The organism is Psychroserpens sp. Hel_I_66 (assembly GCF_000799465.1).
In the GTDB taxonomy this organism is placed as follows: Bacteria; Bacteroidota; Bacteroidia; order Flavobacteriales; family Flavobacteriaceae; genus Psychroserpens.
In genome coordinates, this window is record NZ_JUGU01000001.1 from 3,398,009 (window position 1) to 3,412,815 (window position 14,807).

Sequence of the window (14,807 nt, forward strand, 5' to 3'; positions counted from 1 at the left end):
TCTAATAATCAAATACTATGCTGAATAAGAGCATTAAATTTCTCATAGAAAACAAACTTGTTGCCGTTCTAATACTCGCGCTATTTGTGGGTTGGGGTGTGGTCAACGCACCCTTTAATTGGGAAACCGGCTTTTTGCCCACAGACCCAGTTGCCGTAGATGCCATACCTGACATTGGCGAAAACCAGCAGATTGTTTTTACCAAATGGCAAGGCCGCTCGCCACAGGATATTGAAGACCAAATTACATATCCGCTTACCACTTCCCTTCTCGGTATTCCGGGCGTGAAAACCATCCGTAGTTCTTCTATGTTTGGATTTTCCAGCATTTACATCATTTTTGAAGAAGACATTGAGTTCTACTGGTCACGCAGTCGTATACTCGAAAAGCTGAACTCACTTCCTGCAAACCTTTTACCCGATGGTGTCAACCCATCTTTAGGTCCAGATGCCACAGGTTTGGGACAGATATTTTGGTACACGCTGGAAGGTCGCGATAAAGACGGCAACGTAACAGGCGGTTGGGATTTACAGGAATTGCGTAGCATACAGGATTACTATGTAAAGTACGGACTATCATCTGCAGGTGGTGTTTCCGAAGTAGCGTCTATCGGCGGTTATGTTCAGGAATATCAAGTAGATGTGGACCCAGAGAAAATGCGCCAATACAATATTGGATTAAGTGCCATTGTCAAAGCCGTTAAGCAGAGCAACCAAGATATTGGTGCACAAACATTGGAAATCAATCAGGCCGAATATCTGGTTCGTGGTTTGGGCTATGTAAAATCCGTTGCAGATATTGAGAATGCCGTGGTCACTTCAGAGAATTTTACGTCTATCCGAATAAAAGACATCGCAACTGTTCATTTGGGACCGCAAACTCGTCGTGGTATTTTAGATAAAGAAGGTGCCGAAGTTGTGGGCGGTGTGGTCGTCGCTCGCTACGGTGCAAATCCGTTGGAAGTAATCAATAATGTCAAGGCTCAAATCGCCGAAATAAGTTCTGGACTTCCTACAAAAACCTTGGCAGATGGTCGCACTTCACAAGTAACCATCGTTCCATTTTACGACCGTACAGAACTCATTCAAGAAACGCTGGACACGCTCAATGAAGCCCTGACTTTGGAAATCTTGATTACCATTTTGGTCATTATCATAATGGTATTTAACCTGCGTGCATCCATCCTAATTTCAGGATTGTTGCCAGTAGCTGTTTTGATGGTTTTTATCACGATGAAACTCTTTAATGTAGATGCAAACATCGTCGCCTTGTCAGGTATCGCCATTGCCATCGGTACAATGGTGGACGTGGGCGTGATACTCGCCGAAAATATGATACGGCACTTGGAAGATGAAAAGTTACGGCTTAATGAAAACGGTAAGGAATACAGTACAAACGAAATCATCTACAACGCAACTGCCGAAGTTTCTGGTGCTATCCTAACCGCAGTTTTAACAACAATAATCAGTTTCCTGCCCGTATTCACGATGATTGGTGCCGAAGGAAAACTGTTCCGCCCGCTTGCCTTTACCAAAACAATGGCACTCACGGCATCCCTTATCATTGCGCTGTTTATCATTCCACCCATCGCGGCTTTCCTATTCCGCAAGACGAGTGTACGAGAACGCACTCAATATGCCATCAACAGCGCACTTGTGTTATTGGGGATTCTCGCTATCGTTTACGGCTATTGGTTAGGACTAATTCTTATCGCCTTTGCCATAACTTCATTTTTAAAGATGCGTGGTACGCTTTCGCGAAAGCGTAAAAATCTAATCGACATTATCATTTCATCGGTTGCCATCGTATTCTTGCTCGCTACGTATTGGCGACCGTTAGGCTTTGACCGAAGCATCGTGATGAACCTGATATTTGTATCCATTATCTGTTTTGGACTGCTCGGTGTATTCTCAATTTTCAGGATATACTACGAGCGTATTTTGAGATGGGCACTTCAAAACCGATATCTATTCTTAATCGTTCCCGCTACGGTGCTCACGCTCGGTATTCTCATAATGCGAAATACGGGCAAAGAGTTTATGCCAGCGCTCAATGAAGGCTCGTTCCTGCTGATGCCTACATCCTTGCCACACGCAGGTGTTGAAGAAAACAAGCGTGTACTACAACAGCTCGATATGGCTGTGGCAAGTATTCCTGAAATTGAAACCGTAGTAGGTAAATCGGGTAGAACAGAATCTGCTCTTGACCCTGCGCCACTCTCGATGTACGAAAACGTCATTCAGTATAAATCTGAATATATGCGAAACAAGAATGGCGAGAGACAACGCTACCGCGTAAACGATGATGGTTTATTTGTTCTGAAAAATGATAAATTCATTATTAATCCAAATAATGAAATCGATGATGACGCTAATTATGAGGCGTCGCAACTAAAAACAAATGCAACCCATAGCGATTTAATTGAAGACGGCAGCGGTGAATATTACCGAAACTGGCGGCCAGAAATCGACAGCCCAGACGATATCTGGAATGAGATTGTGAAAGTGACCAAATTTCCAGGGGTGACTTCTGCACCAAAACTACAACCTATCGAGACAAGGCTCGTAATGCTTCAAACAGGTATGCGTGCGCCTATGGGTATAAAAGTTAAAGGGCCAGACTTGAAAACAATAGAAGCTTTTGGCCTACAGCTCGAAGACATTTTAAAACAAGCCGAAGGTGTTAAAGAGCAAGCTGTATTTGCAGACCGTATCGTTGGGAAGCCCTATTTACTTATTGATATAAAGCGAGAACAACTCGCCAGATATGGCGTTTCTGTAATGGATGTGCAGGAAGTTCTTAAAGTAGCTGTTGGCGGGATGCCACTCACACAAACCGTGGAAGGTCGTGAACGCTATGCCGTTCGGGTTCGTTATCCACGAGAGTTACGGGCAAATCCAGACGACCTTAAAAATATCTACGTTCCCGTAGAAAAAGGCAGTCCTGTACCGCTGGGCGAACTGGTAGAGATACGATACGAACAAGGTCCACAAGTCATTAAAAGTGAAGACACTTTTCTAATCGGCTATGTGCTGTTTGATAAACTCGATGGCTTTGCCGAAGTCGATGTGGTAGAAAATGCCCAAGCCTTGATTCAAGAAAATATTGACAACGGTTCGCTGGTCGTGCCGCAAGGTATTAGCTATCGTTTTACCGGAACTTATGAAAATCAGTTGCGAGCAGAAAAAACCTTGTCGGTTGTCGTACCACTCTGTTTGCTGGTTATTTTCTTGATTTTGTATTTCCAGTTCAGGTCGGTTTCTACATCGCTTATGGTCTTTACCGCCATTGCCGTAGCCTTTGCAGGTGGTTTCATTATGATTTGGTTGTATGGGCAAGAATGGTTTTTCAACTTCGGCTTTTTCGGCGAAAATCTGCGGGACTTATTCAATATGAAAACCATCAATTTAAGTGTGGCCGTATGGGTAGGTTTTATCGCCCTGTTCGGTATTGCAACGGATGATGGTGTGGTAATGGCCACTTATTTAGACCAATCTTTCAAAAGCAACGAGCCAGATAATAAAAAAGCCATACGTCTCGCCACCTTGGAAGCCGCAGGAAAACGTATCCGCCCGTGTTTAATGACAACCGTTACGACGGTGCTGGCACTACTGCCCGTACTCACATCTACAGGAAAGGGAAGCGATATAATGATACCAATGGCAATACCCATTTTCGGTGGGATGATTATAGATATTACATCCTACTTTTTAGTACCAGTATTATATAGCTGGAAAAAAGAGTACCAACTTAAACGAGCAAACAAATGAAAAATATAAAAATTATTACCTGTCTTTTGTTTGTTTCCGCTTTCGCGAAAGCGCAACAACTACAATCATACATTGAAGAGGCACAATCTAACAACCCCGAGATTCAAGCCTTTGAACTGCGCTATAACATCGCCGAAGAAAAAGTGAACGAAGCAAACTGGCTGCCTAATACTGAAGTGAGTGCTGGGTACTTTGTCAGTGAGCCCGAGACCCGTGTTGGGGCGCAGAGAGCACGTATTGGCTTTAAGCAAATGTTGCCTTGGTTCGGGACCATAACGGCAAGGGAAAATTATGCCAGTTCAATGGCTGATGCTGAATATGTGGAAATCATAATTGCCAAAAGAAAACTGGCACTTTCTGTAGCTCAATCCTATTATCGTTTGTATGAAATACAAGCAAAGCAAAGGGTGCTCGATAAGAACATTAAACTATTAGAAACCTATGAGCGTCTTGCCCTTACATCGGTTGAAGTAGGCAAGGCATCTTCTGTTGACGTTTTGAGATTACAGATTCGTCAAAATGAATTGCAACAGCAAAAAGAGGTGCTCGAAGAGGAATTTGGGTCAGAACAAATCACCTTCAATAAGCTACTCAATCGTGATGGAACTATGATGGTTGATGTGGTCACATTAATGGAAATTCCAAGTGAAAACGCCGTATCTGGTAGAGATGCACTATCACTTAATCCTGAACTGCTTAAATATGATAAACTCTACGAATCGATAGCACAATCTGAATTGCTCAACCAGCGTGAGGCATTACCTATGTTTGGTTTTGGCGTTGATTATCTACCAGTGAGCGAGCGAGCGGATATGAATCCAATAGACAATGGAAAGGATATACTAATGCCTATGGTTTCAGTTTCCATTCCCATTTTTAATAATCGGTATAAATCTATTTCAAGGCAAAATGACTTGCGCCAACAAGAAATCGAGACTCAAAAAGCACAACGATTGAATGTTTTGGAATCCGCTTTCGCAAAAGCAATATCGCAACGCAACCAAGCACGAATAGCATATAATACACAAGAGAACAATCTGAAACAAGCAGAAGATGCTGAAGAAATTCTCATTAAAAACTATGAAACGGGCTCCATTGATTTTAATGATGTGCTGGATATCCAAGAGTTACAGCTCAAATTTCAGTTAAATCAAGTGGAATCGATACAGAAGCATTACACACAATCTGCAATTGTTAATTACCTAATCAACTAACCGATGGAAAAGAAATTATTCATAAAAAATATGGTTTGTAATCGCTGTATTAAGGCAATCGAGAGTGATGTTGAAAAATTAGGAATTCACTTAAAACATATTGAATTGGGTTCTATTATTTACGAAGAGAAATCTATAGATGATTTTGAGAATATAAAAAATGTTTTGGAGAACAATGGATTTATAATTTTACTGGCGCAAGACCAGCAACTAGTAGAACAAATTAAAATTGAACTCATCAAGTTACTGCAAAAACTGCCTTTGCAATTGGAAAAAACTCTCTCTAAATATTTAGAAAGCACGATGAGTATCGAGTACTCAAAAATCAGTAAGATTTTTTCATTTAATGAAAGTATAACTATAGAAAAATACTTTATCAAGTTAAAAATAGAAAAAGTAAAAGAATTGATACATTTACAAGAAAACAACTTTACAGAAATTTCACAACTACTTGATTATAGCAATGTCAATCATTTAAGTAGGCTATTTAAGAATGAAACTGGTATGAGTTTGACTAATTATAAGAATAATCAAAAAAGTATTAGAAACCCTTTAGATCAAATAAGGTAGATAAGAACCATAATTATGATACAAAAAGCTTTAAATCAAAAGTAATTTCGTGTCAACAAAATAAAAGCTAAAATAAAAACTAAAATGAAAACTAAAATGAAAACTAAAATAATATTGTTGTTTTTGGTTGGGTTAACTACAGGTGTTTATGCACAAGACACACAAGGAAATATAGATAACCTTCCAGTAAGAGAACACACTATTACCTTACGTGAGGCTACGGTAAATAAAGCAGGGAAAGACGTTATGGGAATGACCGTTAACGGAACAATTCCTGGTCCTACCTTAGAATTTACAGAAGGGGAATATGCGGTAATATATGTAAAAAATGAAATGAGTGTAGAAACCTCAGTGCATTGGCACGGACTTTTACTTCCAAACTTTTACGATGGTGTACCGTACTTAAACACACCACCTATAGAGCCAGGACATACACAGAAATACGAATTTCCTATCAAACAATCTGGAACCTATTGGTACCATTCCCATACAATGTTACAAGAACAAAGTGGTGTTTATGGGTCAATAGTAATTCAGCCTAAAGAAAAAGTGTTGGATTATGATAAGGAATTGGTGTTGGTATTATCTGATTGGACAAATGAAAAGCCAATGAATGTACTGCGTAATTTAAAACGTGGCAACGAATGGTATGGTATTAAAAAAGGAACAGCTACACCACTTAACCAAGTAATTGCACGTGGCGCTTTTGGTGCACAATTAGATTTTTGGAGACAGCGTATGGAAGGTGCAGATATAGCAGATGTATACTATCCGGCATTTTTGATTAATGGAGAAGAAACAATTGAGTACCCAGAATTTAAACCTGGCGAAAAAATTCGATTGAGAATGATTAATGGAGGAGCTTCTACCTCTTTTTGGATGACTTTTGGCGGGGAAGCGCCTGTACTGGTTTCTTCAGATGGATTAGATGTGGTTCCTGTCGAAAGAAATAAAACTTTTATAGGAGTAGCCGAAACGTATGATTTTATTGTCACGGTACCAAAAGAAGGTAAGATGGAATTTAGAATTACTGCACAAGATGGTTCTGGTACAGCCTCTGCTTTTATAGGTAATGGTACAATTTTACCTGCAATGGATGTTGCTCGACCAGATAAAATCGGGATGATGCAGAAAATGGCTAAAATGGATATGAAAATGGGTGCACACGCCTTAAAATTTCAGCCAGGTAAGGATGAGCGTTTTGAGATGAAAGAGGAATACGGGATGCAGATGGATAAAATGGAAGGAATGAAAATGGATGGAGAGATGAAAATGGATCATTCTAAAATGGAAATGCCTAAAGACTCTATGCGAATGGATCATTCTAAAATGAAAGGTATGAAGATGGATCATTCAAAAATGTCTGGAATGGATATGAATAAGCCAAAAGATACTACAGAAATGGGTAAGATGGACCATTCTAATATGGCAGGAATGGATATGAAGAAAGACAAAACAATGTCTGGAATGAAGATGGAAGGAATGGATCTATTTGCCGAATACAATTATGATTATTTGAAATCGCCCAACAAAACAACATACGACAAAGATGTTCCCGTTAAGGAAATATTACTAAATCTTACTGGTAATATGAATCGTTACATCTGGAGTATGAATGGTGTACCATTATCTGAGGCGGATAATATTAAAATAAATAATAAGGAAGTAACGCGCATTACATTCAATAACCTGACGATGATGCACCACCCAATGCACTTGCACGGTCACTTTTTTAGAGTAATTAATGAAAATGGAGAATACTCGCCATTAAAGCACACGGTAAATGTGCCACCAATGCAAAAAATGACCATAGAATTTTATGGAAATAATGGCGATGAGGCTGGAGACTGGTTTTTCCATTGCCACATTTTATATCATATGATGGGTGGTATGGCGCGAGTCGTATCTTATGATACACCAAGAGACCCAAGAATGGATGAATTTCCGGCTTCTAAAATTATTGAAGAAACTGATTTATGGTACACGTGGGGATTAGCAGATGCCGCATCACATACTACTGGTTTTATTTTTACAGCATCTAATATAAGAAATCAATTTAATGCTTCTTTTGAATATGGTTGGAACCAGAATCTGGAAGGAGAATTCACTTATGAACGCTACTTGCACGATTATTTGAGAGTTTTTGGAGGAGTTAATATTGAGAATTCAACACGTGATAGCTTAGATGAATTTAGTACCACAGCAGTTGTTGGAGTTAGATATTTAACACCTTATTTATTCAATTTAGATGTGCGTGTTGATAATAAATTAAGACCAAGAATTGGTGTAGGCCGTAGTATAATGATATTCCCTAAACTGTCTTTATTTGGTTACTATGAATACCAAATAGATTTAGGTTTCGTAGATGACCTACCTATGAATAAAGACTTTACTTCAGAAACAGTATGGAGTGCAGGAGCCGAATATATGCTATCTAGAAATTTCTCGCTAATGGGAAGTTATGATAACCGCTTTGGAGCTGGCGGAGGATTATCCGTAAGATTTTAAACTTGAATATTAACTATTAACTGTAAATTTTAAATATTATGAAAAATCAAAAATTGATTGAAGCGCTTAACAATTGTGTAGCGCATTGTAACCATTGTGCAGATGCCTGTCTTGATGAAGATATGGTAAAAATGATGGTAGACTGTATTCGTACAGATAGAGATTGTGCAGAAATCTGTAGTGCCACAGTAAAATTACTTGCTATGGATTCCGCTTTCGCGAAAGCGATGGTAGAAATCTGTCACAAAGTTTGTGTTAAATGTGCCGATGAATGCAAAGGTCACGATCATCAACATTGCAAAGATTGCGCGGAAGCGTGTCGTAAGTGTGCTGATGCTTGTGAAGCATATTTAGCCTAAAAAGTGGAGAGACTCTTATTGTTATTGTTAAGAGTCTCTATACCATCAAAATTAAGTAACCTCAAAATTAAAAAATAATGAAAACAATTAATAGAAGTATTGGTATGGTAGCCTTAGTTGCTACAATGATTTTAGCAGTTTCCTGTAAAGACAACAAAAAAGAACACGATAACTCAGATGGTCATCATTCAGAAATGAATGCAGATGATAACCAGTCTAAAATGAACCACGATAATAATAATAATAATGATGGTCATCACGATGGAGAAAGTAAGGAAATGGCAATGAATGGAAATGGTGCATCTCAAGTCATTTTAAATGACTATTTCAACCTCAAAGATGCTTTAGTATCTGATGATAATGCTAAGGCAAAAGAACTTGGTGCTACTCTTGCAAAAAGCTTCGGTAATCTTAATGTTTCAAATTATACAGACGCTCAAAAAGCTGATCTAAAAGACATTATTGAAGATGCGGTGGAGCACGCAGAGCATATTTCTGAAAGTGATATAGACCACCAGAGAGAGCATTTTAAAATCTTGAGTAAGGATGTAACCGATATGGTTGCAATCACAGGAACAGAAAACACGCTATACCAACAATTTTGTCCAATGTACGATGGCGGGAGTAATTGGTTAAGTATGAGTGAAGAAGTAAGAAACCCTTACTACGGAAGTAAAATGCTGAAATGTGGTAAGGTGCAAAAAGAAATTAACTAGATGAAGATTGTAAAAATCATAGCATTAGTATTATTGGTAGCGTTTGTGGGAATTCAATTTATTCCCACAGAACGCAACCAAAGCGATACAGTACCCCAAACTGATTTTATGTTCGTACATAACGTTCCTGAGACTATTCAGAATAAGTTACAGGTATCGTGCTATGATTGTCATAGTAATAATACACAGTACCCTTGGTATAATAAAATCCAACCCGTGACTTGGTTCTTAGAAGACCATATAAAAGAAGGAAAGGCCGAACTTAATTTTAATGAATGGGATTCCCTATCCACTCGAAGAAAGAAAAGTAAACTTCGATCAATTATTAAACAAATAGAAAGCGGAGAAATGCCTTTAGATTCTTACACTTTAATTCATAAAGACGCAAAGTTCTCAAAGGAAGAAACGAATGAAATAATCAATTTCATCACACAATTAAAGGATAGTTTATAAACAATAATTAAATATTAAGGAAAATGAAAAATTTAAAAATGAGTATAGCAGCAATGCTATTGTTAACAATTTCTTTTACCAATGCACAGGAAAAAGAAAAAATGAATCACGGAGAAATGGAAATGGATCATAGTAAAATGATGAATATGAATAGTGATGCAAAAGCCGAAGCTATTTTAAGTGATTACTTCATATTAAAAGATGCTTTGGTAGGAGATGATACTAAAAAAGCGGCACAATCAGGAACAAAATTGGTAGCCACTCTTAAAGCATTTGATATGAGTAGTTATACAAAAGAACAGCAAGAAGAGCTGGCCGATATCATAGAAGATGCTACCGAACACGCTGAGCATATAGCTGAAAGTGCTATAGACCATCAAAGAGAACATTTTAAAATCTTGAGTAAGGATATAGTGGATATGGTCGCAATTACAGGAACAAAAAACACCTTGTACCAACAATTTTGCCCTATGTATGATAAAGGTAGTGCTTGGTTGAGTGCAAGTGATGAAGTAAGAAATCCATATTACGGTAGTAAGATGCTAAAATGTGGGAAGGTTCAAAAGACTATTCAGTAGGTAATTTCTGTCTTGGGGAGAGGTGTGTTTTAATTTGTTAGTTAATATTAAATCCCTTCCCATTTTAGAGTTACTCTGGGTAGTTATAAGACCTGATAGGGAAGGAAGCAATGGTTGATGGTTAGTGTTAATTCCTTCCCTCGTCAGGCACAATTAATTTTGAAAAAGAAAAGTTGATTTGGTTAATAGCAGCCTGCACGTGGGAGAGAGATTAAATCCCTAAAATAATAACATCTCTCTTCCTATGTCAGGCAATTAAAAATTTATGATGAAGAGAAGTTTAGTGAAGAGTACTTGATTGTGAGGGGTAAACATTTTGGTTGGTTATTGGTTAATAAAGGTTGCCTCTCATTTTCAAGTATTATTTAAAGGATTTTGCATATAAAAAAGGATGATATAACAATGAAAGAGTGTTGCAATACAGGTAATAGCAAAGTGCAAAATAAAAACCCGCTAAAGAAGTGGTTCAATTATATAATGTATGCTATTATAGCCCTCATAGTTTTTGGGGCCTTAGCACTACAACTGATAGGGACTAATTAAAAACCGTAAGAGATGAAAATAAAACATTTTTTTTCAATCATTTTGGTCATTGCCTTCTTAGGTAGTTTGACCAAAGCCCTTGCCTTAAATGAAAAACGAAATAGCCTTGATGAAACTGAGTTATCGGTCAGCACAACTTCAGTTGCACAATCAGATCCTGTAAAAGCAGACTTTGATGCATTTCCCAACCTGCACCCTATGGTCGTGCATTTTCCCATAGTGCTATTGCTGTTAGCTGTGGTCTTACAGTTGATACAGCTGTTTATTTTGAACCGGACAATGGATTGGGTCATTCTTTTAATGGTAGGGTCTGGGTTTATCGGGGCATACGTTGCTGGAACATTTGTACATCCGCACACAGAAGGCCTTACCGAAATGGCAAAAAGCGTACTGGAACAGCACGATAAATATGCCGATTGGACACTATGGTCAAGTGCCCTTGCAGCTATTTTGAAAATAGTAAGTCTGTTTTGGGTCAAACTAAAGCGCGGTTTCGAAATAGCAGTTTTTGTAGTAATGGCTTTTGCGGCCTATTCCGTTTCCGAAGCAGGACATTATGGTTCGCAGCTGGTATATATAGAGGGAGTTGGCCCACAAGGAAAATATCTTGGCAACGAAAACGAAGAAGGTCACGGAGAAAGTGATGAACATTCACATTAACATTGAAAAATGAGGAAAGAATTTATTATTACCGCTACACTCTTGATTTTTGCGTATATCGCTTTGGTGTTTTGGCATCCCCATTCGTGGTGGATTGGATTGATTATACTTCCTTTCCTTGTACTTGGTCTTGTGGACTATTTTCAAAAATCCAATAATATTAGGCGAACCTATCCCTTGCTTGGTAGAATCACAAATCTTCTAGAGGAGCAGCGCCACGTTATTCAGGAAACATTATTGCTCAACCGTACCGAAGGGCAACCCTTTACTTGGATACAAAAGGAAATCGTCTATAAGCGTGCCGCAGATGCCAATAAAAGTCAGCCTTTTGGAACACAGATTCCGTATGATAAAGTAGGTCGTGAATGGTTTACCCATTCCACCTATCCTGCAAAACAAATCAATGACGACTTTAGAGTTCTTATAGGAAGTTCTCATTGCTCAAAACCTTATTCTGCCAGTATTCTCAACCTTGCAGGAATGAGTTTTGGTTCCATAAGCAAAAATGCTACCCTTGCTTTTAACGGTGGTGCGAAAATAGCAGGTTTTGCTCAAAACACCGGCGAAGGTGGCTTTACGCCTTACCATCAAGAATACGGTGCAGATATTATTTTCCAGTTTGGAACGGGATACTTTGGATGTCGTGATGCAGAAGGAAATTTTGACGCTAAAAAATTCGCCGACATCGCAACCAACGATGTCGTGAAAATGATTGAAATAAAAATATCGCAAGGTGCCAAACCTGGCTTTGGGGCAATTTTGCCGGCAAAGAAGAACACAAAGGAAATTTCCGAATTCAGGGATGTGGAGCAGGGAACGGAAATTCATTCCCCAGCCTTTCATTCGGCATTCGACAATGACGTTGAAATGCTACGCTTCATTAGAAAATTGAGAAAACTCTGTAAAGGAAAACCTGTGGGAATAAAGCTGTGCATTGGTCAACAAGATGAGTTTGAAAGAATGATTAAAACCTTCGCCGAAAACCAAAATTGCCCAGACTTTATAGCCATTGACGGTGCTGAAGGTGGCTCTGGTGCTGCCCATATGGAATCCCTACATTGGGCAGGTATGCCAATAATTGAAGCCGTCCATTTCGCAAACGGCATTCTTAAAAAGTATGGGTTGCGAGATGAAATTAAAGTAATGGCAGCTGGTAGAATTATATCCGCTTTTGATATCTATAGAATGTTGGCACTCGGCGCAGATACTTGTTATAGTGCCAGAGGGATGATGTTTGCCTTGGGCTGTGTACAATCGCTAAAATGCAATTTGGATACCTGCCCTACGGGAATTACCACAATGGTGCCTTCCCGGGTTGCATCCATTGTTGTAAAAGATAAAAAAACCAAAGTTGCCAACTATCATAAAAATACCATTGAAGGTTTTAAGGAACTGCTAAAATCAATGGGTATTGAAAATAGAAAGGGTATCGACAAAAAGTATATTGTCCGCCGAATCAATGAGAATGAGACCACGACTTATCAAGAGTTATATTCTAATGGATTGAATGATCTAAAAATAAAAAGTAATGGGTAAACACTTAATTTATTTTTTACTAATACTGTTGTTTTCAAACAACGTATCTATAAATGCCCAAAACTTTATAGTAAAGGAAGGAACCGCATCCTTTAAAGCAAAAATGCCACTTAATTCCTATATCGGCAAATCTGATGATTTACAGGGCACCATAGATTTTAAGGACGGCACGTTGACCTTTTCAGTACCTGTAAAATCCATAAAGACAGACAATGAAAAACGGGATGGACATATGTATGAGCTGTTAAAAGCGGAAAAAAATCCAAATGTTTTTTTTGAAGGAAAATTTATAGACGATTTTAATTTTGAAGAAAAAGCGACACAAACGCTCAACGCAAAGGGCGATTTTACCCTTGCGGGAGTTACTCGGGAAATAACTATTCCTATTGAGTTGAAACTTGTATCAGAAGATACCATTCAACTAATAGCCTCTTGGTCTTTATTGATTACCGATTATAATTTGGAGCGCCCAAGTTTGGCATTTATAAAAGTTAATGACAAGCACGACTTGAGTGTGGATGCAATACTTACGAAGAAATAAAATAGATTGTTGAAATAAATAGATTATGAGAACATTAAAAAAAATGGCAGTCTGTCTTTTAATAGGCACTACCGCAGTCAGTTGTTCGGCCAGTTCTTCGGCCATTGTTACCGATTATGACCAAGAGGCACAGTTTGGAACCTACAAAACCTTTTACTGGTCCGATGATTTTCAAATGGACAGCGACAAGGAAAACGAACCGTTATTTTTCAACACATTGATAAAGAAACGGTTAAAAGGCGTCATTCAAGAACAAATGGAAAATAAAGGCTACGTCTTGAATAAGAGCAATCCTGATTTATTGGTAGATTCCCGTATCTTTGTACAGACAAGAGATATAAACACAGGTGGTGGCTACCCTTATTTTCCTTCTTATGGTCACGGTTATGGTCATTTCGGGTCTTACGGTTATGGATATTATGGCGGTTACCAATCATCTCAAGAACACAAAGAAGGTGGCGTTGTCATAGAACTTATAGATATGAGCAGACGACAATTAGTCTGGCAAGGATTTGCGCCAGACGTGCTGCACGCAAATACCACCGATAAGCAAAAGGAAATTAAGGAGGCGGTGGCAAAAATATTTGCAAAATATCAATATGGGAATACTGTAAAAAATTAATTTAAAATAAATTGAAGAAGAAAAGTTTGGTAAAAAAAACTTGATTTTGGGAGATGGATTATTTTGTTGATTGATTAATAACAACCCATCTCTCATTTTCAAGTATTACTTTAAGTTGACACTTGTACTACGTCTACACAACTTTTTTATAATGAAAATATACCAATAGCAATAGTGAAAGAAACTATAAATGACATATCAAACGGCAATGGGTTTTATGGACAGCTCTTTAAAAAAGTATTGCTTACCGCAACGGCGGTTATCGCTATATCACTGAGTTATATATTTTGGGCACAAGCAGATGATAATGGCCTATGGCGACCTATTTTAATTGTGGCTTTGGCTCTAATCAAGACCATTTTTATTGTTCGGCTTACGTTCATACAATTGGCTAAAATAATAGGGGAAAGCCATCAACTTACGCACGTCCTAACATTATTTGCGGTGTTGATTGTTTTGATTGTATTTTCATTCACGGCAGATTATCACGCTTTATATATTTTGAACCCTGAAAATTTCGATTCGAGTACAACGTTCAATGGCTCATTTTTATTACAGTTTTTTGAGTTTCTATATTTCAGCTTAATCACTTTTTCATCGGTTGGATATGGTGATATAGTGCCGATTTCAATTTCGGGAAAAATGCTAGTGATGATGGAAATTTTCTTGAGCTTTTTGGTCCTTGTCTTTGGCATTGCTAACATTAATAGAATACACGTTAATAAATAAACCTTTAA

At 38.2% G+C, this 14,807-nt stretch carries 13 protein-coding genes; all 13 read left to right on the top strand.

Going from position 1 to position 14,807, the window contains the following annotated elements:
* Nucleotides 1-17: 17 nt before the first annotated feature.
* Nucleotides 18-3,770, top strand: a complete 3,753-nt coding sequence (locus GQ40_RS15120; RefSeq protein WP_047550256.1) for an efflux RND transporter permease subunit — start codon at nt 18-20, stop codon at nt 3,768-3,770.
* On the top strand, nt 3,767-4,984 hold the full coding sequence (locus GQ40_RS15125; protein WP_047550258.1) for a TolC family protein: 1,218 nt from the start codon (nt 3,767-3,769) through the stop codon (nt 4,982-4,984). Before GQ40_RS15120 ends, GQ40_RS15125 begins: the two co-directional genes overlap by 4 nt.
* Nucleotides 4,985-4,987: 3 nt before the next feature.
* Complete coding sequence (locus tag GQ40_RS15130) at nt 4,988-5,554, top strand: helix-turn-helix domain-containing protein (protein ID WP_047550260.1); 567 nt, start codon at nt 4,988-4,990, stop codon at nt 5,552-5,554.
* Nucleotides 5,555-5,650: 96 nt separating this feature from the next.
* A complete protein-coding gene (locus tag GQ40_RS15135; RefSeq protein ID WP_231565582.1) occupies nt 5,651-8,062 on the top strand; it encodes a multicopper oxidase domain-containing protein in 2,412 nt (803 codons plus the stop codon).
* 38 nt (nt 8,063-8,100) lie between these two features.
* Nucleotides 8,101-8,421 carry a four-helix bundle copper-binding protein gene (locus GQ40_RS15140; protein ID WP_047550265.1) on the top strand — a complete coding sequence of 107 codons (321 nt, stop codon included), beginning with the start codon at nt 8,101-8,103 and terminating at the stop codon, nt 8,419-8,421.
* Nucleotides 8,422-8,498: 77 nt separating this feature from the next.
* Nucleotides 8,499-9,137 (top strand): DUF3347 domain-containing protein, encoded by a 639-nt coding sequence (locus tag GQ40_RS15145; protein ID WP_047550269.1) that lies wholly within the window; start codon nt 8,499-8,501, stop codon nt 9,135-9,137.
* Nucleotides 9,138-9,590 carry a heme-binding domain-containing protein gene (locus tag GQ40_RS15150; RefSeq protein ID WP_047550272.1) on the top strand — a complete coding sequence of 151 codons (453 nt, stop codon included), beginning with the start codon at nt 9,138-9,140 and terminating at the stop codon, nt 9,588-9,590. It abuts the gene before it with no gap.
* Between the two features lie 23 nt (nt 9,591-9,613).
* Nucleotides 9,614-10,168, top strand: coding sequence for a DUF3347 domain-containing protein (locus GQ40_RS15155; RefSeq protein ID WP_047550276.1), 555 nt, complete (start codon nt 9,614-9,616; stop codon nt 10,166-10,168).
* Between the two features lie 555 nt (nt 10,169-10,723).
* Nucleotides 10,724-11,371 carry a DUF2231 domain-containing protein gene (locus GQ40_RS15160; protein ID WP_047550279.1) on the top strand — a complete coding sequence of 216 codons (648 nt, stop codon included), beginning with the start codon at nt 10,724-10,726 and terminating at the stop codon, nt 11,369-11,371.
* A 9-nt stretch (nt 11,372-11,380) separates the two neighbouring features.
* Nucleotides 11,381-12,907, top strand: a complete 1,527-nt coding sequence (locus GQ40_RS15165; RefSeq protein WP_047550282.1) for an FMN-binding glutamate synthase family protein — start codon at nt 11,381-11,383, stop codon at nt 12,905-12,907.
* Nucleotides 12,900-13,448 (top strand): YceI family protein, encoded by a 549-nt coding sequence (locus GQ40_RS15170; RefSeq protein WP_047550284.1) that lies wholly within the window; start codon nt 12,900-12,902, stop codon nt 13,446-13,448. Before GQ40_RS15165 ends, GQ40_RS15170 begins: the two co-directional genes overlap by 8 nt.
* A gap of 25 nt (nt 13,449-13,473) precedes the next feature.
* Nucleotides 13,474-14,070: a DUF4136 domain-containing protein gene (locus GQ40_RS15175; RefSeq protein ID WP_047550287.1), complete on the top strand. Its 597-nt coding sequence runs from the start codon at nt 13,474-13,476 to the stop codon at nt 14,068-14,070.
* A 174-nt stretch (nt 14,071-14,244) separates the two neighbouring features.
* Nucleotides 14,245-14,799: a potassium channel family protein gene (locus tag GQ40_RS15180; RefSeq protein WP_052184289.1), complete on the top strand. Its 555-nt coding sequence runs from the start codon at nt 14,245-14,247 to the stop codon at nt 14,797-14,799.
* Nucleotides 14,800-14,807: the final 8 nt, after the last annotated feature.